Genomic DNA, 25,735 nt, shown 5'->3' with positions numbered 1-25,735 from the left:
AATAGAGACCGCCTTTGAGTATATCTAACAAATAATGATTTAGAAATTGGTTTTCACAATTAATTCAGACAGTTCTGCATTCACAAAATCAATCGGCATTACTCCGTATGAACCCTGAGTATTCGTCTGGAAGAATGTTTTAAGCCTTGGGTTAATATTGTTGGATACTGTAGGAATACTTGGGATCCCGAAGATTCCAGGTTTATAACCGCTGGTGAAATTCACGAAAAGTTTACCATTCGTATCATTTTTAGCTTCATTAAGCAGACTGGAAATTCCGTTCCACTTGTCATCATTGTTTGTAACCTTATAATAATCCTGAATTTTCAATTGTACACCGGAATTATTGATATCAAACGTCGTATTATCTGCCCATGGAGAAGCATTGATTCCCTTGGTTGTTCCCGAAGAAAATCTTCTCAATAATTTGATCTTTCCTCTTACAGCACCTAAGGTAGGAATATTGGCTCCAAGATCCCATTTAGAAGGATTTTTCTGTACATAAGAGTCAAAGGTCTGTTCAAAACTTCTGGTCGTGTTGGAAGCATCATATTCCTCTTTTACAGACATGATTATCGTTTCAGAAGGATTGCTTTGGAGAAATGCATAACATGCATTTAATACGTCATCAAAATTCATATTCTGATAAATTGATCCGTGGTGAATAGCAAAAGCATTGTCAATATGTCTGCAGCGGATATCAAGAAAACGTACACCGGCATTCAGTTGTTCTGCAATGCTGAGGTCCTGCGTTTTAGCTGTACCTGATACCACAGGGGCATCTACACGTGCTCCGGAATCATGAGTACCGGGAATGGAGATTTTTGAAATTGAAATATTATCCTGAAGGCCAGACATCCAGCTATTCATGGCAATAGGTAATAATGAAGCCTTATTACTTGTTTTTGCTAAAGAAGCCATAGGGTTTTCATTAGAATCTCTTTCCATCATGCTGTCATTGGCACACGAAAAGAAGATAGACGCAGTAACAACTCCAAGAGTAATGGCTGTAAAGCGTTTCATGTTTTGTTTGAACATAGTTTTTTTATTTTTTAATGCAGCTTAAAAATAAGAATATATCAAAACATGAGGAGTTAATTTAACTTTAAGAGATGATTAAGTTGCTATAAAGTCAGGAAGCTGGAAACTGGAGGATGGAAGAAGAGAAATTGTTAATAGTTAAAAAGTATTCCGACTTTAAAGGGGAATGTATTTACAATAAAGCTGCTATCATGCTAAGCAGTAACTTTCAGCATCCAGCTTCCATCTTAAAACACAAAATCCTCCTTCAAGCCGGGAATCCTGAACTTGTGGTCTCCGATAAAGAAATCGTTCATTTTAATAAGAGCCGGGAATTTATGAGTAAATTCTTTATGTGAGTTTTCGGGTACTTTGGTGTCCTCATCACAGGATGAATATTCTCTGTCAACAATCACTTGGCCTATAGAAAAATTGATTTCATTCGTGAAACTGAAATCACAGGTGTCTTCAAAATGATCGTACAAACCTATCAGATAAAAATCTCCGTTCTGAAATCTGAAGGTATGTTTATATTGTTGGGTATGTCTTGAATTGGTAAAAAACAACTGTTCGATAACAAGACAATTATTTTTTATATCGATTGTAAGAGTATTATCGGAAGGATAAAATCCAAATCCGCTTGAAAAAATGATGTCAGAATTTTCTTTCCATACTTTCAGGCCGTTGTTTTCCTTTTTCAGAATATAGAAAACCCTTTTATAGTCACTTGTGCCTTCCGGGTTCTGCTCGTATGATGCTTTTATATTCGTATTAAATATCAGAACAGTTTCATCTTTTCCATCTTTGTCAAGATCGCCTTTGGCTTCTGCAATCTGAGTATAACCTTTCGGAACCGAAAAATTTTTCAGCTTCTGAGCAGATAAGTTCGTCACAGATAAGAATATCAAAAAGTGAATGACAGATTTCATGATTATCAGTATAATTAAAAATGTGGTAATCCGAAAAAACAATCATCTTCAAATTACCACATTTTATAGTTTTTATTAATGAGTCAGTATACTCTCAAGATCTTTCCAGAACATTGGATAAGACTTTTCTACTACATCTTCATCTTCAATATTGAGTTCTCCGATCAGACAAAATGGTGCAAAACTCATGGCCATTCTGTGATCCTGATACGTTTTGATAGAAATATGGTCTTGTGGCTCTACAAAACTGATTGATTTAATCGTCAGATCTGTAATTTCTGTTTCAGTACCTAGTTTTTGCAGTTCATTATATAAAGCAAGAAGTCTGTCGGTTTCCTTTACTCTTAAAGTTCCCAATCCTGAAATATCGAAAGGTATTTTTAAGGCGGCTGCCGTTACACAAAGCGTTTGTGCAATATCAGGACAGTCATTCATATCCAGAACAATTTTTTCAGGAAAAGAAAAATCTGGCTGAGGTTCGAGCGTTAGTTGATGCTCATCTTCAGAGAATGTAGTTTTAACTCCGAAGAACTTTTCATAGATATTGGCAATTGCAGAATCTCCCTGTGTTGATTCCTTGTAAAAACTTTTCAGATGAATGGTTTCTCTTCCCAACGCACAGATAGAGTAGAAGTAAGAAGCCGAACTCCAGTCGCTTTCCACTTCATACTGTACTATTTCATTATTGTCAGGAGTGAAAGGTTCTACTTTAATCGTATTTCCTTCAAAACTGCTTTGAATTCCAAATTTTGTCAGAATATCAAGGGTCATTTCAATATAAGATCTTGAAGTCACTTCTCCTACAAGATTAATTTCTAATCCGTTTTCAAGTTTTCCTGCAACAAGAAGCAGAGAAGTGATAAACTGGCTTGAAATATTAGCCGGAACATTCACAGAAGTCTGAGTGATCTTTTTCCCTGTAATTTTTAAAGGGGGGAAACCTTCGTTCTCCATATATTCAATTTCTACTCCAAGATCCCTCAAAGCACTTACCAGATTTTTGATAGGCCTTTCTTTCATTCTTCCTGAACCGGTAAGAATTGTCGTTTTACCTTCCTGAATAGAATAATAAGAAGTAAGAAAACGCATAGCCGTTCCCGCATGATGAATGTCTACCACTTCAGTATCCTCGGATAACGCTTTTTTTAACAACTGAGTATCCTGAGAATTGGATAGGTTTCCGATTTTTATATTGCTGAACAGGCTTTCCAGAATCAATAAACGATTCGAAATACTTTTCGAACCGCTGATCTGTACTGTTTTTCCTCCTGATAATTTTGATTTTTCTAGCTTCATTATGATCTACATTATCTTAAGAAATAATGAGTTACAAATTTAGGTGTTATTTATAACTCATCATTTATAATTATTTCAATTTTTCGTTGTTCTGATGCCGGTCTTTATCCCGGTCTGTCTTGATTTTCATTTTTCTGTCAAAAGCATCCTGTAGGTTCACTCCGGTCTGATTGGCAAGGCATAACGTAACAAAAAGTACATCTGCCAGCTCTTCACCAAGGTCTTTCGTTTTATCACTTTCCTTTTCGCTTTGTTCACCGTATCTTCTGGCAATGATTCTTGCCACTTCACCTACTTCTTCTGTCAGCATCGCCATGTTGGTAAGTTCATTAAAGTATCTTACCCCAATGGTTTTGATCCATTCATCTACCTGCTTCTGTAACTCAGTAATTTCCATTATTGATAAGCTCCTAAAGTTGGGTTTGTGGTTCTGGATACATTCACAATATCAAAAGGAACGGTTGCTGCAACAGCTGCATTTCCTTTTCCAAGAGCTGGTGAGCCGGGCTTTACTCTTAAATTCATTTTAGCCATAAAATAATTGACAAACTGTGGATCGGTATTCTTTGTTGTTTGTATCACACCTGGATTATTGTCAAAAGTGAATCCTGACCCGGTTGCACTGGTATATTTTATGAGTGAATTTTGAAGTAAGAATTCGAATTGCTGTCCTGGGGTCTTTTCAAAATGAACAGCATCATCCCTGTCAGAATATATAATACTGTTTTTTATATCAAGTTGTTGTAAGGCGCCCTGGTCTGTTTGCCCTGCATCATTCTTCCACTCATTGGCTGCAAAAATTCCGTTTCTGTCAAAAGAGCTCATCGTTTTGGAATAGTTGGCAATTGTAGCGTGAGTATAGCTGTGTTTTCCTCCTCTGAAAATACCGACACATGATAAACCGCAATTGTTCATCACAAGATTATTGGCATTCACAGTAGAACCTACAGCATAAATTCCATATTCAAAGAAAGTATGGATGAATGAATTGGTGATGGTAGCATTCGTTTGTCTCATATCAAGACCTCTTGTTCCTCCGAAAAGTCTTGCATGGTTCATCTTAAGCGTAGAATTCGCTTCCATTTTGATAGAATTCCAGTTTTTAGGAATCGTATCATAATAAGTATCATTTCTGTCTCCACGAAGAATAACCTGGTCGGCTTGCGTTCCGTTAATATTTAAAACCGCTCCGGAAGAAACTTTCATTCCGCTGTTTTTGTGGAAGTATACCTTAGTTCCGGGATTAATATCCAACGTTATACTTGGATTGATGGTAAGATTTCCATAGATGATCTTTGCCTTATTGTTATTCCATGTTGTGGAATTGGTAATGATATTCGGGTTACCGGGAGTCTGAATAAAAAATTCAGCATCCTGAACCACAGAAAATAAAGTGACATGCTGTTGTCCGGTTGGGCTGGTAAAAAGAACTTTGTCCTCTGCAATCGCTTCCGGTCCGGTAGCTTCAGGGGCAATTTCAACAAAAATATAAAGACTGTCTTTCTTTCTTAAAGGAACATTTTTAAAATCATATCCCGGCTTTCCATCTACATTGATTCTATATAATGAAGCGGCTCCTTTTTCAAGATTCACCCTTGGGATCATGATATCCTTGTCTTCATTATTATATACTTTTACTACATAGGTTTCTGAACGTACCTGATGATATACCGTGTCACAGAATACCGTATCTCTTGAGAAACTTAGTTGCTGTGTAGGGCTGTCAAACGTAATATCATCCTTATTACATGATACTGCTACAAGTAACATCCAGAAGGAAAAAGCCAGTAATAATTTGAATTTCATTGAAATTAAAGTTTAAGTAAGTTCCAAATTTAACGAAAATACTTTGAATTTCTTATCAATAAAAAAATATTGAATGGAGTATTTGGAAATTAGAAAAAATGTTGTATTTTTGCAACCTAAAATTTAGCAGAGAAATATCCATTACTATTTCGAAAGCAAACTTAATTTTTTTAAAAATAGTATTATGAAAAACGGAATCCACCCAGAAAATTATAGACTTGTTGTTTTCAAAGATATGAGTAACGACGAGGTGTTTCTTTGCAAGTCTACTGCAGAAACAAAAGACACTATCGAGTTTGAAGGACAAGAATACCCATTAATCAAAATGGAAATCTCTTCAACTTCTCACCCTTTCTACACTGGTAAAGTAAAATTAGTTGACACTGCAGGTAGAGTTGATAAGTTCATGAACAAATACAAAAAATTCGCTAAGTAATTTTTGTACACTTAAAATATTAAAGTCTTCCAATTTTTGGGAGACTTTTTTTATTGTAAATTTGTTAACCTTGAATTTTAAACCTTAAACTTAAAAACTGAATGATGCAGATAGTATTTTCAGACGCACAATATTGGGAAGATTTTCTTCCGCTTACATTTACCCGCCCCGTTGCTGCAATGCGATGCGGAATTCTTACATTCTCTGAAAGATGGCAGAAAATCCTGGAAAATACAGAGATTTCCTATTTTACGGAAACATATCTTCAGGATAAATTTAAAAGTCCGGAGGAAAAAGAAAGCCTTTTTTTGGTTCCAAATTTCATCCCTACAGAAACCGTAATTCAACAGATTAAAGATCTTAAGCAGGGAGAAGCATTGGTTTATGAAGACGAATTGATTGCCGCTAAAATCAATATGAAAGATTTTTCTCTCCATCAGATTGAGAAAATGACTGATATTAAGGAGGATCTTGTTTTCTTTAAAAGACCAAAAGACTTGTTTACCTATAATCATCATGCTATTGATTTTGACTTTGATCTGCTTACAAAGGGAAGAGTTTCGCAGGAATTATCTTCAACCAACGGATTTTTAGGAGATAAAAAAGACCTCTTTATTGAAGAAGATGCTGAAATTGAATTCTCTACTTTGAATACTAAGACAGGGAAAATTTATATCGGTAAAAATGCTGAAGTAATGGAAGGTTGTCATCTTCGCGGACCAATAGCACTTTGTGATGATTCCAAATTTAATTTAGGGGCAAAAATCTACGGAGCAACCACAGTAGGACCACATTGTAAAGTAGGAGGTGAAGTAAATAATATTATCATTTTCGGTTATACGAGCAAGGGACATGAAGGTTTCGTTGGAAACTCTGTAATCGGGGAATGGTGTAATTTTGGCGCTGATACCAATTCTTCCAATCTTAAAAATAATTACAGCCACGTAAAATTGTGGAACTACAGAACAAAAGCTTTTGAAGATACAGGATTGCAGTTTGCAGGATTAATTATGGGAGATCATTCCAAAACGGCAATCAATACCCAATTGAATACCGGAACAGTAATTGGCGTGGCCTCCAATATATTCAAACCTGGTTTTCCACCCAATCTTGTAGAAAACTTTTCATGGGGCGGACTGAAAGATGATGAAAGATTCAGGCTGGATAAAGTATATGAAGTAGCAGAAAGAGCTATGGCGAGGAGAAAAGTTCCTTTAACAGAAGAGGATAAAGCAATTTTGAAACATATTTTTGATATGTATTAAAAATATAAAATCCCCTCAGAATTTCTGAGGGGTAGTTTTAGTAATATTCGATTTTTCTGATCCATTTATATAAATCTTTTCCATCTATATTTTTAATAACTTCTGTCCAGTTTTTTTGCTTATCAAACTTATATTTGAAAATAATTACCGTTGGTTCTTTTTTTTTATCGCTCTCATCTAAATAAAATATTTTAGCTATATAGTTATCTTTATATTCAAATCGGATATCGTGCCAAATATTATTATTGTAGTGTGCTGTCATTCTTTCTAATTTTTGATCTTTGGTATAAGTATAAGTGATAGACATGGGTTTTCCATAATTACCATCCTTTTCTTCTGTGATTATTTTACCGTTTTCAAGTATAGTATAATAATGATACTTTCCGTCTTTAATTTCAGCTCTCTGTATTAGATTCCCGGATTTATCATATTCGTATTTCATATGCTTGCTTAAAAATATTTTTTTGTTTTCATAATCAAGTTTATGGTCGAAAGATTTTTCTTCAATTACCCTATATTGATTATCATACATTTTTACATGATTTAGTTTCTTATGATAAATAGAATCTTTTACCTCAGTATAAGAACGCTCACCTACCTTTTTCCAAATATCATTTGTTATTGTAAAAATACTGTCTGTTCTTGTCAGAGTATCAAATTTAGTTATGTACAGAGGTTTGAAACTTTCAAGATTGCTTATGTATTTTTCCATAGGCTTATCCTTAGTTTTGTAGTAGGCTTCTTTAAATTTTACGGTTTTATTATTTCCATTGTAAAAATAATGATAAGAGATTTCGGAGTATTTGTTTTTCCTTTTTTCTTCAATTAACCTATTAAGACTATCAAATGTATAATCATAATCATCAACAATTTCTCCTGATTTGTAATACCACGTTTCTTTTGTTATATTCCGGTTTTTATCATAGTAAGTTTCATTATTTATATATCGGCAGAAATCTGTTTCAAACCATGTCTCCCACATTCTGCTTCTTAGATTTTTGGGAGTCATGATTACAGCATGTCCATATTCATCATCACCCTTCATAAAGGTAAATGGACCAGAATTATTTAGAAAAACTACGTATTCTTTTACGGATTTTGGTTTCCCTAAAATTGAATCTTTTATAACCTGAGCGTTAAACCAAGCAGATAAAAAGATTAAAATAAATAATATTTGTTTCATTTCATCATTTGAAAAAGCCTCCGAAGAGGCTTTGTTTATTGTTTTATTAATATAATTTGTTTTGGCAATGGCTGAGGAATCGCTGTATTGTAATAAGGGCAATCTGATGTTATAATCTCATTATTATAAAGATATTTCCAGTCTAATTTAGTTTTACTAGAGTCTGTGAAATTAATGGCAATACTACCAGTAGTATTACATAAATCTGGATCAATAAAGACAAGAGAATATTTGTCTCCATATCTCCTAAAACTTACACCTTTAATTTTAGCTATATCATCTGTTAAGTTTGTATTATCAAAAATTATATTATTATTTAAATCTATAACTTTAAATTTGGCTATTAGATAATCTTTGTAATGTTTAAAATTATTATCATATTTATTAGTAATCTTTTTAAAAGTAATAAAAATTGTTTTATTATCCCATGTCCCTTTCCAAGTTCCCTCATAAGCAGGTAGTTCATTGTTTGTATCTTTTTGGTAAGAATTTTCTGGGAGGTCAATTTCTGCCGGTCTTAATGAATAAATTTGTTGTGCTCTGCATGAAATGGCAGATATAAATAGTATAAGTAGGAATACATTTTTCATAATTAAATTTTTTAAATTTTTATGGACATGGTATTGTTTGTATTGGATTATCTTTTCCATTATAGTTAAGCTTACTTGTGTCACCTGTAGTTTTATCAGATTTATATACTTCCAAACCGTTAATTTTAACCTGTTCTTCCAAAAATTGTGTAAATATTTTTTCTACAATATTTGAATTAGACAATTCGCTGTCTTTAAGTTTACTATATTCATCCCTATACCAAGTTTGCCAGTTGTTTAGTTGCCCATTGGTAATTGCAAAGTTACCATCTCCTGAATATTTTAGGATATAGTTTCCTTGTGAGGTTATGACCATTGCATAGGCATCTGTCATACTCCCCTTTAATTTTGCATTAGTTACACAGCTTGTTAAAAAAGTAACGATATCATAAGGTGAGAATATTTTTACTACTCCATCTAGATTTAGATGAGAATGCATATATCCAAAATATTTGTTTCCATCAGGTAATCTTACATTTCCATCAGAAGTATTAGACATTTGTTCAAAAGGTTGGGTTCCATAGGCTGCTGCAAACCCAGTTTCTTGGCTTTTATCGAAAATTTCACTTTTGTCTAATGATGAAACTTTAGCTTTAAAATTGGGATCAGCATTTTGTGTTTTCATCTTATCACAAGGATTTGGTGGGTCAGGAGGGTTATTACCTGTTCCTCCTCCTGTTGGGTAATCATATCCTCCTCCGCCTTCATTACATTCTCCATCAGGACCTACAATACCTACACATTCGGTTATTTGAGAGAATGAACATCTTGTGACATGATACGTTTCCCAATGTCCGGATCCGCTTGAAGGATCAGAATTAGACTCACTATCGGGATGCCATACAGAATAAGTAAGTGTAGAACAGGTCAATTTACCGGTTTCATCACTCATTGTCTTCATTGTTTTCTTCAGCCTGGAAGAGAGTAAGTTTTGAAAAAATAGAAGATCGGGTTTAGAAAAAGTATAAACAAAGTATACTTTGTCCTGATGTCTGGGAACTTGTAATACAGATACCACTTTCCCGTTCTCTACTACGGGTACCATCAGAAAGCTTTCATCATACTGATCCACAGTAGTCGCATAGTTCCAGTAAGGAGTGCCATTGCTTTTTTTGATCTTAAATTCATTATCATGATAGATTTTCATTACATTCATGATGTACTTTTCATCTTCTTTCCATAAACTCTTATTCGTATATTCTTTAGAAGCCGGATCTGAGGAAGCTAATGTTTCATCATGAATACAGGAATGGAACATGGTAAAGAGAACCATCGGCAGGAAAAGCCGAAAGATTAAATTTTTCTTCATAAGCATTTGTTTTTTAGGTATTAAATATATACTTTTTTTATTACTCTACAAATGTGTGAATAATAAATTGAAACAATACAGTAGAAAAATACTGGTTTCCGTATTATTTTTCTAAAAGAAAAAAATATGTAATTTTGGTAAAAATACATTGTGCTATGACGCTAGGAGAAAAACTGAAAAAAGCGAGAATCAATAAAAACTTTACCCAGGAATATCTTGCGGAAGTATTAAATGTTTCCCAGAAAACCTATTCCAATTTTGAGAACGATAAAAGTAAGCCTGCTTTTTCTCAGGTAGAGGATATTGCAAAAGTATTGGATGTAAGTGTTCTTGACTTTTTAAGCGGAGATGGATTGTCGTTTAATTATGATAATGTTCATGGAGGTAATAATGGCTTTATTTATCAAAATCAGCTTCCTGAAAAGTTAATAGAACAATACGAACAAAGGCTTAAAGACAAGGATGCGGAGATCGCATTTCTCAAGCAGCTTCTCGGTAAAAAATAAAAACTTCAATTTTTTTTGAAGTTTTTTTATTTTTGATGTAATAGATCTGTAACGGCAATTGTCTTACCTATAAGAAACAAAACTCATGACCCAAGAAACTTTCAAGAATACGGTGTTTATTCTCAAAGACGAGATGTATCGTTTTGCGAAACGGTTTGTCATGAGCAGTGATGAAGCAGAAGATGTAGTACAGGATCTCATGATGAAGTTTTGGCAGAAGAGGGATGAGCTGGGGCAATTCGGGAATTTTAAATCCTATGCGCTGAAGTCTGTCCGGAACGAATGCCTGAACAGATTGAAGCATCACGATGTAAAGATCGGCTTTGCAGATATGCAGCTTCATCGGTCGGAGCTTTATAGTATGGAAGTTGATAACCTTAAGGAACATATTATAGGATTTATCAATCAGCTCCCCGAAAAACAGAAGATGGTCATCCACTTGAAAGATGTAGAAGAGTATGATGTTTCCGAAATTTCTGAAATGCTGGAAATGGAGGAAAATGCAGTAAGGGTAAACCTGATGCGTGCGAGACAAAAAGTAAAAGAACAAATCTCACAACTGATGAGCTATGAAAAAAGATCAATTACAAGATAAATACAACGAAATCTTCCGGGATATTAAGGAAGAAAAAATGGACTGGAGTTTTGAAGACTTTCTTCAGACTGCAGAAGGTGCGGAGCCTGAACAGCATATTGCGCCTGTTATTCCATTGGAAGAAAAGAAGAAACCCTCCTTTCCTAAATGGTTCTGGATGGCCGCCAGTGTAATGCTGGTCTTAAGCATCGGATTCTTCCTGAATAACAATAATAAGAATGCGCAGGATAAAGAAAAGCTGGTAAAAGATGAAATCTTAAAACAGAAATCCGGATTCATTGAAGAAAACAGTGATCATCAGGAACAGGTTGCTGTAAATCACACAGACTCTATTTCCGGAGTGAAAAAAGATTCTGTTTTTCAGGACAACCAGGTGGCAGAAAAAGATGTAATGGATGAAATTCTGCCAAAAAGAGGAAGACTTAAAAAGGAAACAAGACCCAGATATGTAAGTAATTCCTCAAACAATAAAAATTTAAGTGATTCTGCATCTTCGTACAATGACTCTTATGTTATTGTAAACGGCAAAAGAATCAGCAGTGAAAAAGAAGCCATAGATGTTGCCAAATATTCCTTTATGAAATTAGGAAACGAGTTTAAAAAAACAGTAGCATCTTCTCAAAAAAATGAAAATCTTGACAGCGAATACTAAAAATCAGAACAATCCCATGAAAAAAATATTTTTTATAATAGCCGTAATGCTAAGCAGCTTTGCAACTTATTCTGCACAGACTGAGAAATTAGACAAGCTTTTTCAGGATTTTGAAAAAAAGGGAAGAGTGACATCTATCAATATTAAAAAACCGATGTTCAAGCTACTGAATACCATTGATGTTGATGATGCCTATGTCGGAAAAATAAAACCGATTCTGAACGATGTGGATGGGCTTAAAATTTTGATTATCCCTAAAATTACCTTCCCGGATCGTTTAAAAGATGAGAATCTTGCCAATATAAAAATGAATGAAGATAAAACGGCGAGAATAAATGATGCATTGAAATCTCTAAACTTCAATGAACTGATGTCTATGAGCAGTGATGGAACTTCTATGAAATTCCTGGCAGAAGACGAGAAAGATAACTATCTTGAAAACCTTGTTTTCAACGTTGATTCCAAAGAAGAGAATATTATTTTTATTCTTAATGGAAAAATGAAGCTGTCCGATGTAAACAAGATCATTAATTCCGGTGAAACAACTACTTCTTCTGTGACAACTTCCGTGAGAAATGACCTCACTTCGGGGAATACATCATCTTACCTGAACGGTGATAACAGAAACGTGGGTGAATTCTCAAAGATAGATGCCAGCGTGGGAGTAAATGTTACCTACAAACAGGAAAATACAAGAAGTGTAAAAGTAATTGCAGATGCAGATAAGCTTCAGTATGTGATTACAAAAGTAGAAAACGGAGTTTTAAAGATCTATGTTGACAACAAGGGTGTCCGAAATCTGAGATTTAAAAATCTTAATGTCAATGTTTCAGCTCCCAGCATTAGTGCTATAAAAACATCGTCAGGAAGTGTCTTTACAGCAGTGAACCCTGTTACCGAAAGCAGCCTTGCAATCGAAGCAGAATCTGGTTCTATTATTAAAGGAACATTCAATGTAAAAGAGTCTGCAGCAGTAGAAGTAAGCTCAGGTTCAGTAATAGATATTGATATTAAAACACCAAAGCTGGCATTAGATACTTCCAGCGGAGCAAGCATTAGCTTATCAGGGGAGGCAGCCTCTGCTGTAATTGATATCAGCAGTGGAGCGTCTTGTAAAGCTGATGATCTTAAAATAGCAACAGCAGTAGTAGAATCTACCTCAGGAGCAAGTCTTTCTTTACTCGTTACAGAGAAGCTGAAAGTGAGCGTTTCATCCGGAGCGGCAGTAAAGTTAAGAGGAAACCCCGAACTGGATGCCAAAGTAGATAAAGTTTCAGGAGGAAGCTTCAGACAAATCAAATAAAAACTAAACTATGAAGACTCTTAAAAACATTTTCCTTACTGTTCTGACAATAAGCATGCTTCAGTCGTGTATCGTTTCAGAAAAACCGAATATCGATTTTTTCCAGAACTCAAAATATGATTTCCAGGGAGCTCGGTTTGCAAGTATCAATGTACCGATGGTGCTGGCTAAATCTTATATTAAGAAGGCCTTGAGAGGAGAAGGAGAAAGTGAAGAGACCATAGATCTTGTAAAGAAAGCTTCTAAAATAAAAGTACTTACCGTAACAAACGGAAGCAGTGAAATGCTTAATGATTATGCCCGGTTTTTAAGCAACAACCATTACGAAGAGTGGGCAAGCATAAAACATGATGGAGATGATATCAATATACGTGTAAAGCAGGATGGGGAGGTCATTAAAAATATGCTGATCACGGTAGGTTCTAAGAAAAATGATATCGTGTTTGTAGATGTGAAAGGAAACTTTACCGCTAATGATATCTCAAAAATGATTAATTCTGTTTCAGATAAATAATTAGTATCATTAATCCCAAAACCTGCACAGCATGGAAAAACTAATAAGAGAAGTTCGTATCCTTAAAATCTATGCCGTTGTACTCACCATACTCTGTGTGATGTTTTTCTTTCTCGCATTTAAAAAACAATCTTCTAACGAACGTTTTAAAGAAATAGATGTAGAACGCATCAATATCATTGAGAAGGACGGAACTTTAAAAATGGTTATCAGTAATAAGGAGCGCCAACACCCCGGATTGGTGAATCACAAAGAAATGAAACCCCGTGAAAGAGAAGCAGGACTTATTTTCTTCAATTCTATGGGTGACGAATGTGGAGGGCTTGTATATGATGCTGATGAAAAAGGGTCCGGAATGGTATATTCTGTAGATCAAAGAAATACAGATCAGATTATGCAGCTGCAATATTCTGAATCAATAGGGAATGATAAAAAAAGAGTATATGGTTTAAAACTTTGGGACAGACCGGATGATTTTCTGCTGGAAGATATTATTAAGGCTGGAGATTCAATCAAAAAAATTAATAATCCGGAAGATTCAAAAAAAGCATTTGCACAGCTACGGGAAAAGGGTAAGCTGGGAAATGAACGATTTTTTGCCGGCAAGACAGCGAATGGAGATGTAGGGATTTTTATCCGTGATACAAAAGGGAAAGTAAGATTAAAAGTATACATCGATAAAAATAATCAGACCCATATTGAGAAATTGGATGAAAATGGAAACCCGGTAAAATAGACCTGTTAACAGCCATATTGATTAGACTTAACAAGTAGTTTCTATATATTCAATTATTTTGTACCGTAACCGTTCTGATAAAAGAGCGGTTTTTTCGATTTAAGTTATTGATTATTAAATTTTATTTAAACTATTAAAAAGGATTTTCATATCTCACTAAAATAACCTAATTTTGCAAAGAAAGTAAAGATGTCTATTCATAACAAAATTGTAGAGACAGCCATCACTTTCGATGACGTTCTTCTAGTCCCTTCTTATTCAGAAGTTTTACCTAACCAGGTTTCATTAAAATCAAGACTTACCGACAAAATCACGCTGAATGTTCCGATAGTTTCCGCTGCGATGGACACTGTTACTGAAGCTGATCTGGCTATTGCTTTAGCAAGAGTTGGAGGATTAGGTTTTATTCACAAAAACATGACGATCGCTGAGCAGGCTGCTCAGGTAAACCGTGTAAAGCGTTCCGAAAACGGAATGATCTCTGATCCGGTAACTTTATCTAAAGATCATACTTTAGGTGAAGCTAGAGATCTTATGTCAAGATATAAGATTTCCGGTCTTCCGGTAGTAGATCCTAATAATGTTCTGATTGGAATTATTACCAACAGAGATGTAAAGTATCAGGAAAATCTTGATATGAAAGTTGAAGAGATCATGACCAAAGAAAATCTGATCACTTCCGACAAAAATACCAACCTTGAAAAGGCAAAAGAAATCCTTCTTAAAAACAGAGTTGAAAAACTTCCGATCGTAGATAAAGACAATAAACTTGTAGGTTTAATTACCATCAAGGATATCGATAATCAACTGGAGTACCCGAATGCTAATAAAGATGAGAGTGGTCGTCTTATTGTAGGAGCAGGAGTAGGTGTAGGAGAAGATACATTGACAAGAATTGAGGCTTTGGTACAGGCAGGAGTTGATATCGTAGCAATCGATTCAGCGCACGGTCACTCTAAAGGAGTTTTAGACAAAATCTCAGAAATCAGAAAAGCATATCCGAACCTTGATGTTGTAGGTGGAAATATCGTAACTGCAGAAGCTGCCAAAGACCTTATTGAAGCTGGAGCTAATGTACTTAAAGTGGGAGTAGGGCCAGGTTCTATCTGTACAACAAGAGTAGTTGCAGGAGTGGGAGTTCCTCAATTATCAGCGATCTATAACGTTTACGAATATGCTAAATCACAAAATGTAACGGTAATTGCTGATGGTGGAATCAAACTTTCAGGAGATATCGTTAAAGCTATTGCAAGTGGAGCAGGAGCAGTAATGCTGGGTTCACTTTTAGCGGGTACAGATGAAGCTCCGGGTGAAGAAATTATTTTCCAGGGAAGAAAATTCAAGTCTTACCAGGGTATGGGAAGTCTTTCAGCAATGAAGAGAGGAGGTAAAGAAAGATATTTCCAGAGTGAAGCTAAAAAATTCGTTCCAGAAGGAATTGAAGGAAGAGTTCCTCATAAAGGAAAACTGGAAGATGTAATTTTCCAGTTGACAGGAGGTCTGAGAGCTGGTATGGGGTATTGTGGATCTAAGGATATTGAAACACTTCAAAAAGATTCTAAACTGGTAATGATTACAGGAAGCGGATTAAAAGAATCTCACCCACATGATGTAATTATAACACAGGAAGCCCCGAATTATTCTTTATAAAATCATAAAAAATATTCAATATAAATGTCTCCATTTCGATGGAGACATTTTTTTATTCAATTTTGCGGTATTTAAATCTGGGCTTGATCACTTTATTTAAAAACTGCCCTTTGGATCTTGCCTCCTTAAACTTTTCAATAATGTCAGGTGGTACTTTAAGATAATCATAAACTGCTCCTGACTGATATATAATTCTTAATATTTCAGTATCCGGGAAATAGATGAAATGATGTACAACACTTGAAGGCATACTACAGTTCATACAAAAAATGTTCCTTGTCAGGAAAGAATAAAAGCTTCCGGAAATTCCGAAAGCTTTAAAGATCCGTATTTTTTTAAGAACAGATTATTTTTTTACGAATTTAAACTGATGAGTTTGAAAATTCCGGGTATTTATTTTTAATATATAACCGCCTGGAACAAGTTGTGAGACATCAATTTTTGAATCAAACATTTCAGATTTTATAAGGCGTCCATCCATATTGTAAATTTGAATAGATAATCCGTCCTCAATGCCAGAAATATGAATGAAATCTGCCACAGGGTTAGGGAAGATCTGGATTTTATTTTTAGAAAGATCTGAAGTTCCCAATGTTGTGGTCTGTACATCACCTGTCATGGTAGAATTTACGGCAGTAAGATTTCCATTACACAGCCCGGTTGTAAATGCTGTATTCTCAACCCAGATCCCGATATTGTTACCAGGAGGAAAAGATACAGTATTGTTTCCTGTTGAATTATAATAAACAAGTTTAGGATTTGTAAATGTACCATACCCTTCATCAGCTAGAAATTCCCATCTTGTAAGAGTATTATTCCATTGTATTTTAAATTCACAGGTACCCAGGCCACTACATGGTTCTCCGTCAACAGGAGTAGTTACATAGATGCTTTTGTTATTTGTGTCAACTCCGGTTTTATTAAAAATAAAAGTTTGATCATCAAACAAATTAATGCATCCTTTAAAAGTTATAGTCTGTGCAAAAGCTGTGCTTCCTGCTATCAGACATACTAAGTAAAGAATTTTCATAACTATTAATTTTGTGATGGAAAGACTCCTGCCAATGCAATGATGCATTTCAGAGTGATGAAGGGAGGTCTGTTTTCATGAGGCTGATTTCCTCCAGTATTTCCTACCATTGTACTTTTCATCGTAGTATTAGCAGCTGTATCAGAATATTCTTTATCAAGCCCTTTTGTATCAGCAGGTAAATTATTGGTAGGGGTACTTTGATTTCCTTCCGCCGTTACAGCACTTACAGTATGATTATGGGCTGGCATTTCTGTTATAGTTAATGTGACACTTTCAGTTCCTCCGGTTTGTCCCATTGTATAAGTCGTTGGTCCTCCTGGAGCCTGTCCGTTATGAACAAGTACTCTTCCCCTCATATCAGGTAAAGCAAATGTGGTTGTTCCGTTCCCTCCGTAAGTTGTTCCTAGCAATGAAAAAAGTGCTTGATTTTGTGCGATAGGCAGGATCTGCCCATTACATTCTGCCCAGTATTTTGGAGCAAAATTATAAGGTACAAAGGCTATTTGCCCTAAAAAAGGTTCTGATGCCTGAGCTTTTAAGGCAGGAGCAAATGCACTGCAGATTAGCAGCGTACATGCAAAAATTAAGTTTTTCATGATAGCAAGAATTTTTAGTAGTATAAAATTAGAAAATATTTTACACAAAACACTTGATTAAAAGAAAAACCTTTCGTTATATAACGAAAGGTTAGATTTTATTTATTGAAAAGTAAATTATTATAGATTTTTTCTCTAATGTTTAGAGGTGAATGATATACTGAATTATGATTTTAATTTTTCAAATTATCCTTAAAATCTTCAATTCTGAAATCGGTCAGAGCATTTCCCTTTTCAATTTTCTCCTTGGAATACAATCTGAAATCATTTTCTGTTTTTTCTAAGAGATAGTCATAGGGTCCTATTTGAGAAATTAGTTTTACCAGAACCGGAGATATCTCAAGACAGATAAACAGTCCCATAATAAAAGCTGCTGCTAATCCTATAATTGCCGAATTTTTACCTAATTCATCCAATGCCTGAAGTCTTGCTGCAAATCCATTGAATTTATCCTCAAAAGTCTCTGTAGATTTTCTTTCAGTTTCAAGATTCGTATATACCTTGGATATTTCTTTATCCAGATATTCCAGTCTGGGAGCGGCTTGCTTTTGATAATTTTCAAGATCCTGTCTGCGCTGCTCTTTTAATTCCTGTTTACGTTTTGCATTCGGTCCGTAACCTTCTTTTCCACTGGTTAAACCCGATTGTTTTCCCAAAATTTCTTTTTCAAGTTCTACCGAGGCAGAATCATAGGCTTTCTGATATTGTGCTACTTTTCCTGAAATCTGTTGCTTTTCTGTTTCAAAAGGCCCGCTCTGCTGAAGAATCCTTCCGTTCATTTCACCCTGAAGCTGTTTTTTATTCCTTTGGATGATTGTATTCAACTGTTTATTTACCTCTTTCTCAAAAATTTTAAGCTCTAATGGTTTTGAAATAATAATCCCTAAAAATGTAGCAAGGATAAGACGGGGAATAGCCATCAGAATCTGATTCCACCAGGTTCCTGTTTTTTTAATCGAAGAAACGATATAACGGTCAAGATTAAAGATCATCAGCCCCCAAAGAATTCCAAATCCTATGGAAGCCCAGATATTGTCAAATACCGTATACATCGCATAGCCTGCAGACAAAGTGGCAAATATTGCAGTGAAAAGTACAATCCCCCCAATCCCGGAAAATTTATTCCATTCGCTTGGAGTCTTTCTTAAGATATGGATGTTCCCGCCGGAACATACCATCAGAAACTTTTGGAACCAGTTTATTTTATGAGTCCCTTGATTTATAGTTTGTTGGTTTGTTTTCATACCTGAAAATTTATACAAAGGTAGTACTAAAAATCATACCAATGTAAAAGATAGTATTATGTTTTACCAAGTAATTGTGTGTGTTTTTGTAAAATATTGTTTTTTAGAGGTTTAAAACAGTGGTTTGAAAGAATATAAGAAAAGGCCGAAATTATTTCAACCTATCCGGATTCTGCTTCAAAAAGCTTTCCCATCCTGAATAGGATTTGGTATCCGTTATAGTTCCTGAATTAAAATGATGGCATACTGCAACGGCAAGTCCGTCGGAGGCATCCAGATATTTGGTAGGGAATTCTTTTAAATTAAGAAGATTCTGAAGCATCCCTGCTACCTGTTCTTTACTGGCATTTCCGTTTCCTGTGATGGCCATTTTGATCTTTTTCGGAGAATATTCGGTGATGGGAATATTTCTGTAAAGGCTGGCAGCCATGGCCACTCCCTGTGCACGGCCAAGTTTAAGCATACTTTGTACGTTTTTTCCAAAGAAAGGGGCTTCAAGAGCTACTTCATCAGGATGAAACTCATCGATAAGAGATAGTGTTCTTTCAAAAATATATTTGAGCTTTGTTTCGTGATTGGGATATTTTTTTAAGATCAGTTCATGAATAGAAACCATCTCCATTTTTCCTTTTTTTACGGAGATAATGCCAAACCCCATCACAGTTGTTCCCGGGTCAATACCTAAAATTATTTTCTCTGAAATCATTGCCTCAAAGATAGGACTTTCTAAGTTTTTTGAAAGTGAAAAAGTATTGGAAATGACTTTCATTTATATTTAAAACTTTATTACCTTTAAACAAAAATGATTATGAAAAATGTATTTAATGTACTCATTGTTCCTGTTTTTCTGTTCTGTAGCTTTCAGAAAGAGAATGGATTAACACAAAAAAGGCAATCGCTTTCTGAAACTGTGACAAGAAAAGGCGAGCGTATTATTTATTTGTTTTTCAAGGCAGATAAAGATCAATCCGGAAATGCAAAAATTACCCTTCAAAACAGCAAAATTACGGATGGCAGACTGAAGCAGATTTCTTCCTTCGAAAGAAGTGATGCTCATAAAGGAGACTTTATTATTACGCTGACAGGGTCTGACGGAAAAGAAGTTGCCAGACAGCTTGTGAAAGATCCTTTTAACCCTGAATTGGAAGTATACGAAAAAGAAGGGATTTCCAGACATAAAGCCTCTCTTCAAAGCACGGAGTTCAGTGCCCGCTTTTCCTATTCTGAAAATGTTCAGACAGTAAAGGTTGAAAAGGCAACCGATGATGGAGTACAACTATTATTCATCAAAAAACTATAAATATGAAAAAAGTTTTATTATCCCTTTTAGTTGGTAGCAGCTGCTTTGCCCAGACATTTGATACTGTTCCGCTTTTACAGAACGGAGACAACAGCAAAAGGATTATTATTGCTGTTTTAGGAGACGGATTCACCGCTGCCCAGCAAACTGCTTTTACAACATCAGCTCAGAATACGGTCAATTATCTTTTTACAAAGAGCCCCTATACAGAATATAAAAATTACTTTAATGCTTATGCCGTAAAAGTGATTTCCACAGAATCGGGTGTGAAACATCCGGGGACAGCAACGGATGTTACCGAACCTGTAATCCCGGTTACCAATCCGAACAACTATCTCGGCTCTACTTTCGATGTTGGAGTTCACAGATGTATATACAGTAATACTACCAATAAAGTAGGGCAAGTACTGGCTGCGAATATTCCTGATTATGATATTACTTATATCTTGGGGAATTCTACAGAATATGGAGGCTGTGGAGGAACTTATGCTTTTGCTTCATTAAACGGATCTTCAAATGAGATCGTAGTGCATGAGCTAGGACACTCTTTTGGAAAGTTGGCAGATGAATATTGGTTCTCCGGTTCACTGGAATCTCCCAATAAAACACAGAATTCTAATCCGGCAACGATCAAATGGAAAAATTGGGTAGGATTAAATGGAGTAGGAGTATATGCTCATGCTGAAAGTCCTAGCTGGTTCCGTCCGCATCAGAGTTGTGAGATGAGGTATCTTAACCAGCAGTTCTGCTCCGTATGTAAAGAGGCCATTATCGAAAAAATCCATAGTTTAGTGTCCCCTATAGATTCTTATACACCCGCCAATAATACTACAGTAGATGCTACATCTAATGTTACTTTTACGGCTACTGAAATTCTTCCCAATCCTAATACTTTGGTCAATACCTGGATATTGAACGGAACAACACTTGGATCAACTGGAAGCAGCGTTACCATTACGCCTGCGCAGCTGAATAATGGAAATAATACATTAACATTGTCCGTAGTGGATAATAATCCGCTTTTGAAAGTTGATAACCACAGTACTCTACATGTTACTACGGTTTCATGGACCTTGAGTAAATCTACCCTTAAACTTTCAGAAGTAAAAGCTGAAGAAAGACGTTTCAGTGTTTATCCGAACCCCACAGACGGAGAATTTTTCATTAAAGGAAAACAGGATTTTTCAAAAGATGTAAAAGTAGAAATCTATGATACTTCCGGAAAACTGATCCCATCAAGATTTGAATTTAAAGATGCCGGAATTAAGATTGATATTAAAAACTTTCCAACAGGTACGTATATGCTGAATGTAAAAGAAAATAAAAATCTGATTCTTTCTCAGAAGATCATAAAAGAATAACATGAACAAAACCGGCTCCAGCAGCCGGTTTTATTTTTCCAGTTTTTTCTCTGCTACGGGTATCCATTGTCCATCATGACGGAGAAGGATTAATTTATCAACTAAGAATTTAGTTTTATATTCCTTTGTTTCATATTTTTCCCAGGCTTTAAGATAATTTTCCCAAGTCAGATCTCTGAATCCTACAGTCACGTGAGGATTAAAAGAATATGGGGCAAAATTAAAGTACTCTTTTACTCTATGATAAAGCTCGGTTAAATGAATATTTTCTTTCGGCCGAATATAGAGTACAGGGTTTTTAGGATTAGCAAAGCTTCCAAAGCCATCCAGTTCTACTTCAAACGGTGTGATTTCCGTATTGATCTTCTGAAAAGCAACATGAATATCATTCTCCAGTTCAATTTCTCTGGAAAAGGGAGGGAATAGTGTAATATGGGCTTCATTTTTCAAAGCTTTGGAATTGGCATAATTCGTTGCCAGATCTTCTTTAAATATTCTTATTTCTTCAATAATCTCCTGAGGAGGATAAATTGCTATGAAGTACATTTTTTTCATAAAGCAAATTAAATTTTTTATATTAAATTTATACACATAAGAAAATTATGCATATGTTTGCAAGGTATAAATCATTCTATGAAAAAGAATAGTCTTTATAAAGGTACCCTGCAGAATATTATTTTGAAGCTTCTTTCCAAAGAAATTAAAATGTACGGATATCAGATTACCCAAAGGGCGAAAGAACTCACGGAAGGTGAGCTTGAAATAACCGAAGGAGCACTCTACCCATTACTGCACAAACTGGAGAGTGACGGAATGATTATTTCTGAAATTCAGAAGATCAACGGAAGAGACCGTAAATATTATCTGCTGACTGAAAAAGGAAAAACACAACAGGCAGAAAAAGAAACTGAGATGAAAAGTTACTTATTAAACCTACAAACCATATTCAATTTATGATAACCGGAGAACAGGAAAGTAAAATTACAGATTATCTGATCGCCCAGCAGCTTTCATTGGATATTCTGGTAGAAATCAGAGATCATATGATCAGTCAGATTTCAGATCTTCAGAATAAGGAGAATATAAGTTTCGAGGATGCTTTTTTAAAGACAAAAGAATCCTGGAACGGAGAATTTAAGTTAGTTAATTATCTGCTATTCTACCCAACAGCAATTCCTTTGATTGCCAAAAGGATTATACAGGAAAAATATGCCGGACTTTTCAGAAAATCTTTAATGATTGGACTGCTGGCCTTAGGAATTAATTTATTGTTGATTTTTATAGCAAAAAATCAGGAAAATTATAATCTGTTTTTCAAACTGCTTAACGGATCTTTTTTGTTGGGCTCAGTATTGATATTGGTTTTTAATTATAAGATCTGGAAATACCTGAAAGCAGATTTTAAATACAAAGGGAAAAGCCTTTATACAATGTATCAGCAGAATATAGGATTGATGGTTGTATGTGCTTCTTCAATGGCTCAGGTTGTCATGAAAAACGGAGACTATGCTTATCAGTTTTTCAGAGAACACAATCATTCTGAAGTTTTTCTGACTTTAGTGACTTTGATTTTGCCGCTTATATTGCAGACGGCACTTGTTTTTGCTGTATTCAATTTTATGGAACACAAAAAGAGTTTGGAGAAAATGCAGGAATTCCTTAAACCCGCATAAATAATACACCATTCAACTAATGTTGTGATCTAAGCTGCGTAAGAGTATTCTCCAGATGATCTGTGATCTTTTTTACTTCAATCTGAGGTCTGAAGATTACTCCTTTACCTTTTTCTTCATCGGCAATATTAGACAGGATGATCACGGAAGTTTTGGTGTCCGGATAATAGATATTTAATGAAGGAGAACCTTTTATATAGCCGCTGTGGAAATAAGAATTAGGTTGGCCAATATTAAGCATGATACCGTAAGCGTAGCCCATTTTTCCAAAGATTGCATGACGTCTTTCTGCGCTTTTTGCCATGAATAGCTTCAGGGTTTCAGGCTTTAAAATTTTTCCGCCATACAAAGCATTGTTCCATGAATGAAGATCCTGAATGGTAGATAATATTCCGCCAGCCGGATTTCCGATTTCTGCACCGCCTAATCTTTTCGGCATATTGGGAACTTCCTGAAATTTAGCAGGTGTACCAAGATAAGCACTGGCAAAATTATTTCCTTTAAAAGTGTCTCCTGTTGAAGAATGTTTCATTCCTGCTTTTTTAAAGAGTTCCTGAACATTTTCAGCATAGGACTTTCCTGAAACTTTTTCCACAATCTTTCCAAGAGTATTGAATCCGTCGTTGGAGTAGAAGAAGTCAGAACCACTCTTAAACATCAGCTTTCCTCCCACCATATTCAATCCTGAAGTATGATTTAATAATTGATGAATCGTAATGTTTTCATATTCTTTACTTTGAAATTCCTTCAGGTATTTTGAAACTTTATCAGTCACATTTAGTTTTCCCTGTTCCATTTGAAGTAAGACCAAAACAGCGGTGAACTGCTTGCTTACCGAACCTATGGCAAAAATAGTATTGCTGTCAATTTTAGTTTTCTTCTTAAAATCAGAATATCCGTTTTCTCTTCTGTAAAGGGGAATGGTGTCCTTAAAAACAGCAATGCTTCCATTGAAATGGTACTTTTTAAAAGTAGAATCAATCTGTTGTTCTAAAAGTGTTTTCTGAAAAGCTGCCACAGTAGAATCAATAATGGCTTTTTTATCAACAGGAGTGGCTTTTGGAGCCTCAGTTGTTGTACAGGAAAATAAAACGCAGAACAGGGTCAGGAATACTAAATTTTTGATCACAGGTGTTGTATTTTTAAATGATGGTTGTTACTCTTAAAGATACTAAAATATCCAAGAGCATTAAAGGATGCAAATTACGTGCTAGGAAGGGCTTTGAGTCAATTTTATATGGATTTAATGGATTCTTTAGTGAGCATTTAATACATTTGATGTAGAAAATGTATCACAAAATATGAATGAACACTTGAAAAATGATTCAGCAAACATTGGAAATCTGCTGAATATCATCAAAGAACAGGGAACAGATTACCTGAATTCTATTGAAGAAAGATCAACATCAGTAATCAATAATAATATATCGGAAAGGCAGGAGCTTCCGGAATCAGGATTCGGGACAGAAGAAGTTTTAAGGATTTTTAATGAAAAATTTGAACCGATCATAGTTGGATCAGGAGGGCCGAGATATTGGGGATTTGTAACAGGAGGAGCTACACCGGCATCGATAGCAGGTGATTGGCTGACGACGGTTTATGATCAGAATCCCCAGTCAGTAACAGAGCAGGGAGATGCTTCCGCAAAAATAGAGATGGAAACCATACAGCTTTTACTTAAACTTCTTCAGCTTCCGGAAAACTTTCTGGGAGGTTTTGTATCGGGAGCTACGATGTCTAACTTTACCTGTTTGGCTGTTGGTCGTCAATGGCTGGGAAAAGAGCGGGGAAGAGATATTGCCAAAGAAGGTGTTTCGGGAACAGTAAAGGTACTTACGGCGACTCCTCACTCATCTTCTATAAAATCATTATCACTATTGGGACTTGGCAGCGGTAATATCGTTAAGATCAAAACGGAAGAAGGAAACCGTGAAGCAATCCATATCAAAGATCTGGAAGAAAATATTCTGAAGCTTAATGGTGAGCCATTTATATTGATTTCAAGTGGAGGAACAGTAAATACAGTGGATTTTGATGATTTTAAAGCGATCAGCAGATTAAAAGAAAAATACAATTTCTGGTGGCACATTGATGCTGCCTTCGGTGGTTTTGCAGCTTGTTCGGAAACGCATCAACACCTTGTGGAAGGCTGGGAATATGCCGACAGTATTACAGTAGATTGTCACAAATGGTTGAATGTCCCTTATGAAAGTGCAGTGTTTCTGATTAAAGAGAAGTATAAAATTTTACAGGTAGAAACTTTTCAAAACTCAAATGCTCCTTATCTGGGCGATCCATTGGAGAATTTCAGCTATTTAAATTTCCTTCCTGAAAACTCAAGGAGATTAAAGGCTCTTCCGGCATGGTTCTCTCTCATGGCTTATGGGAAGAGAGGTTACCAGGAGATTGTAGATAATAATATAGCATGGGCACAACAGTTTGGCCAGCTGATTGAGAACAGTCATGATTTTAAACTGCTGGCTCCGGTAAGATTGAATACGGTCTGTTTTACATTAAAAGATGATACAAAACAGAATGAGGTAGAACAATTTCTTGAAAAGCTTAATGACACAGGAAAAGTCTTTATGACGCCTACTTTTTATAATCAGCATAAAGGAATAAGAGCTGCTTTTGTAAACTGGATGACCAGTGGAAAAGATATCAGACAGGTATTTGATCTCATGAATGAAATCATTGCTGAAATAAAATAATTTATTGGAAAGCCTGTGGATAAATTT

Annotated in this window: 29 protein-coding genes; 14 read left to right on the top strand and 15 right to left on the bottom strand. The window is 35.3% G+C overall.

Going from position 1 to position 25,735, the window contains the following annotated elements:
• Positions 1–39 precede the first annotated feature (39 nt).
• The 5 genes from DYR29_RS13365 to DYR29_RS13345 all read right to left on the bottom strand — a co-directional run bounded on the left by DYR29_RS13365 (position 40) and on the right by DYR29_RS13345 (position 5,051).
• Entirely contained in the window at positions 40–1,038 is a 999-nt protein-coding gene (locus DYR29_RS13365) for a phosphatidylinositol-specific phospholipase C (protein ID WP_213277268.1), read from the bottom strand.
• Positions 1,039–1,268: 230 nt separating this feature from the next.
• Positions 1,269–1,949, bottom strand: coding sequence for a hypothetical protein (locus DYR29_RS13360; protein ID WP_249413498.1), 681 nt, complete (start codon positions 1,947–1,949; stop codon positions 1,269–1,271).
• A gap of 75 nt (positions 1,950–2,024) precedes the next feature.
• Complete coding sequence (locus DYR29_RS13355) at positions 2,025–3,245, bottom strand: 3-phosphoshikimate 1-carboxyvinyltransferase (protein WP_213277267.1); 1,221 nt, start codon at positions 3,243–3,245, stop codon at positions 2,025–2,027.
• Between the two features lie 70 nt (positions 3,246–3,315).
• Entirely contained in the window at positions 3,316–3,642 is a 327-nt protein-coding gene (locus tag DYR29_RS13350; RefSeq protein ID WP_142719211.1) for a nucleotide pyrophosphohydrolase, read from the bottom strand.
• Entirely contained in the window at positions 3,642–5,051 is a 1,410-nt protein-coding gene (locus DYR29_RS13345) for a hypothetical protein (RefSeq protein WP_213277266.1), read from the bottom strand. The genes DYR29_RS13350 and DYR29_RS13345 overlap by 1 nt, the downstream gene beginning before the upstream one ends.
• Before the next feature lie 184 nt (positions 5,052–5,235).
• Between DYR29_RS13345 and DYR29_RS13340 the strand changes: the two genes are divergently transcribed.
• Together DYR29_RS13340 and DYR29_RS13335 are read left to right on the top strand one after the other, a co-directional pair.
• A complete protein-coding gene (locus DYR29_RS13340) occupies positions 5,236–5,487 on the top strand; it encodes a type B 50S ribosomal protein L31 (protein ID WP_027375398.1) in 252 nt (83 codons plus the stop codon).
• A gap of 104 nt (positions 5,488–5,591) precedes the next feature.
• Positions 5,592–6,752: a GlmU family protein gene (locus DYR29_RS13335; protein WP_213277265.1), complete on the top strand. Its 1,161-nt coding sequence runs from the start codon at positions 5,592–5,594 to the stop codon at positions 6,750–6,752.
• A gap of 37 nt (positions 6,753–6,789) precedes the next feature.
• On the opposite strand, the gene DYR29_RS13330 is transcribed toward DYR29_RS13335, so the two are convergent.
• From DYR29_RS13330 to DYR29_RS13320, 3 genes are read right to left on the bottom strand one after another with little or no spacing between them, the layout of a single operon-like run.
• Positions 6,790–7,935, bottom strand: a complete 1,146-nt coding sequence (locus tag DYR29_RS13330) for a hypothetical protein (protein WP_213277264.1) — start codon at positions 7,933–7,935, stop codon at positions 6,790–6,792.
• A gap of 35 nt (positions 7,936–7,970) precedes the next feature.
• A complete protein-coding gene (locus tag DYR29_RS13325; RefSeq protein WP_213277263.1) occupies positions 7,971–8,525 on the bottom strand; it encodes a DUF6705 family protein in 555 nt (184 codons plus the stop codon).
• 19 nt (positions 8,526–8,544) lie between these two features.
• Positions 8,545–9,834 (bottom strand): hypothetical protein, encoded by a 1,290-nt coding sequence (locus DYR29_RS13320; protein WP_213277262.1) that lies wholly within the window; start codon positions 9,832–9,834, stop codon positions 8,545–8,547.
• Positions 9,835–9,989: 155 nt separating this feature from the next.
• Between DYR29_RS13320 and DYR29_RS13315 the strand changes: the two genes are divergently transcribed.
• The 7 genes from DYR29_RS13315 to guaB all read left to right on the top strand — a co-directional run bounded on the left by DYR29_RS13315 (position 9,990) and on the right by guaB (position 15,790).
• Positions 9,990–10,340, top strand: coding sequence for a helix-turn-helix domain-containing protein (locus DYR29_RS13315; RefSeq protein WP_213277261.1), 351 nt, complete (start codon positions 9,990–9,992; stop codon positions 10,338–10,340).
• Positions 10,341–10,425: 85 nt separating this feature from the next.
• Entirely contained in the window at positions 10,426–10,935 is a 510-nt protein-coding gene (locus tag DYR29_RS13310; RefSeq protein WP_213277260.1) for an RNA polymerase sigma factor, read from the top strand.
• Positions 10,910–11,587 carry a hypothetical protein gene (locus DYR29_RS13305; RefSeq protein ID WP_213277259.1) on the top strand — a complete coding sequence of 226 codons (678 nt, stop codon included), beginning with the start codon at positions 10,910–10,912 and terminating at the stop codon, positions 11,585–11,587. Before DYR29_RS13310 ends, DYR29_RS13305 begins: the two co-directional genes overlap by 26 nt.
• Positions 11,588–11,603: 16 nt before the next feature.
• Positions 11,604–12,890 (top strand): DUF4252 domain-containing protein, encoded by a 1,287-nt coding sequence (locus DYR29_RS13300; protein WP_047425186.1) that lies wholly within the window; start codon positions 11,604–11,606, stop codon positions 12,888–12,890.
• Positions 12,891–12,900: 10 nt separating this feature from the next.
• Positions 12,901–13,404 (top strand): DUF4252 domain-containing protein, encoded by a 504-nt coding sequence (locus DYR29_RS13295; RefSeq protein WP_213277258.1) that lies wholly within the window; start codon positions 12,901–12,903, stop codon positions 13,402–13,404.
• A 31-nt stretch (positions 13,405–13,435) separates the two neighbouring features.
• Positions 13,436–14,140, top strand: a complete 705-nt coding sequence (locus DYR29_RS13290; protein WP_213277257.1) for a hypothetical protein — start codon at positions 13,436–13,438, stop codon at positions 14,138–14,140.
• Positions 14,141–14,329: 189 nt separating this feature from the next.
• Positions 14,330–15,790, top strand: coding sequence for an IMP dehydrogenase (gene guaB, locus DYR29_RS13285; RefSeq protein ID WP_213277256.1), 1,461 nt, complete (start codon positions 14,330–14,332; stop codon positions 15,788–15,790).
• A 52-nt stretch (positions 15,791–15,842) separates the two neighbouring features.
• Here the strand turns inward: guaB and DYR29_RS13280 are convergent, their stop codons facing one another.
• From DYR29_RS13280 to ruvC, 5 genes are all read right to left on the bottom strand, one after another.
• On the bottom strand, positions 15,843–16,052 hold the full coding sequence (locus DYR29_RS13280) for a KTSC domain-containing protein (protein ID WP_249413497.1): 210 nt from the start codon (positions 16,050–16,052) through the stop codon (positions 15,843–15,845).
• An 84-nt stretch (positions 16,053–16,136) separates the two neighbouring features.
• Positions 16,137–16,820: a T9SS type A sorting domain-containing protein gene (locus tag DYR29_RS13275; RefSeq protein WP_213277255.1), complete on the bottom strand. Its 684-nt coding sequence runs from the start codon at positions 16,818–16,820 to the stop codon at positions 16,137–16,139.
• A gap of 5 nt (positions 16,821–16,825) precedes the next feature.
• On the bottom strand, positions 16,826–17,419 hold the full coding sequence (locus tag DYR29_RS13270; RefSeq protein ID WP_213277254.1) for a phage tail protein: 594 nt from the start codon (positions 17,417–17,419) through the stop codon (positions 16,826–16,828).
• A gap of 173 nt (positions 17,420–17,592) precedes the next feature.
• On the bottom strand, positions 17,593–18,663 hold the full coding sequence (locus DYR29_RS13265) for a DUF4407 domain-containing protein (protein ID WP_213277253.1): 1,071 nt from the start codon (positions 18,661–18,663) through the stop codon (positions 17,593–17,595).
• A gap of 151 nt (positions 18,664–18,814) precedes the next feature.
• Entirely contained in the window at positions 18,815–19,369 is a 555-nt protein-coding gene (ruvC, locus tag DYR29_RS13260) for a crossover junction endodeoxyribonuclease RuvC (RefSeq protein WP_047424950.1), read from the bottom strand.
• A 102-nt stretch (positions 19,370–19,471) separates the two neighbouring features.
• Here ruvC and DYR29_RS13255 point away from each other — a divergent pair, with 102 nt between their 5' ends.
• Entirely contained in the window at positions 19,472–19,963 is a 492-nt protein-coding gene (locus tag DYR29_RS13255) for a hypothetical protein (RefSeq protein WP_213277252.1), read from the top strand.
• A 2-nt stretch (positions 19,964–19,965) separates the two neighbouring features.
• Positions 19,966–21,324 (top strand): M64 family metallopeptidase, encoded by a 1,359-nt coding sequence (locus DYR29_RS13250; protein WP_213277251.1) that lies wholly within the window; start codon positions 19,966–19,968, stop codon positions 21,322–21,324.
• Between the two features lie 30 nt (positions 21,325–21,354).
• On the opposite strand, the gene DYR29_RS13245 is transcribed toward DYR29_RS13250, so the two are convergent.
• The gene (locus tag DYR29_RS13245; RefSeq protein WP_213277250.1) at positions 21,355–21,879 is read right to left on the bottom strand and encodes a 2'-5' RNA ligase family protein; all 525 of its coding nucleotides are present in this window, start codon (positions 21,877–21,879) and stop codon (positions 21,355–21,357) included.
• A 78-nt stretch (positions 21,880–21,957) separates the two neighbouring features.
• On the opposite strand from DYR29_RS13245, the gene DYR29_RS13240 reads away from it, so the two are divergent.
• Together DYR29_RS13240 and DYR29_RS13235 are read left to right on the top strand one after the other, a co-directional pair.
• Positions 21,958–22,281 (top strand): PadR family transcriptional regulator, encoded by a 324-nt coding sequence (locus DYR29_RS13240; protein ID WP_213277249.1) that lies wholly within the window; start codon positions 21,958–21,960, stop codon positions 22,279–22,281.
• Positions 22,278–22,997, top strand: a complete 720-nt coding sequence (locus DYR29_RS13235) for a hypothetical protein (protein ID WP_213277248.1) — start codon at positions 22,278–22,280, stop codon at positions 22,995–22,997. The genes DYR29_RS13240 and DYR29_RS13235 overlap by 4 nt, the downstream gene beginning before the upstream one ends.
• A gap of 16 nt (positions 22,998–23,013) precedes the next feature.
• Here the strand turns inward: DYR29_RS13235 and DYR29_RS13230 are convergent, their stop codons facing one another.
• Positions 23,014–24,126 (bottom strand): serine hydrolase domain-containing protein, encoded by a 1,113-nt coding sequence (locus DYR29_RS13230; protein WP_213277247.1) that lies wholly within the window; start codon positions 24,124–24,126, stop codon positions 23,014–23,016.
• 172 nt (positions 24,127–24,298) lie between these two features.
• On the opposite strand from DYR29_RS13230, the gene DYR29_RS13225 reads away from it, so the two are divergent.
• Positions 24,299–25,708: a pyridoxal phosphate-dependent decarboxylase family protein gene (locus DYR29_RS13225; protein ID WP_213277246.1), complete on the top strand. Its 1,410-nt coding sequence runs from the start codon at positions 24,299–24,301 to the stop codon at positions 25,706–25,708.
• The last annotated feature ends 27 nt before the right edge of the window (positions 25,709–25,735 follow it).

Origin of the sequence: Chryseobacterium indologenes (assembly GCF_018362995.1) — a bacterium.
GTDB classification, from domain to species: Bacteria; Bacteroidota; Bacteroidia; order Flavobacteriales; family Weeksellaceae; genus Chryseobacterium; species Chryseobacterium indologenes_G.
The sequence above is the reverse complement of the archived record's forward strand: the minus strand, read 5'-3'. Positions and strand labels throughout refer to the sequence as shown.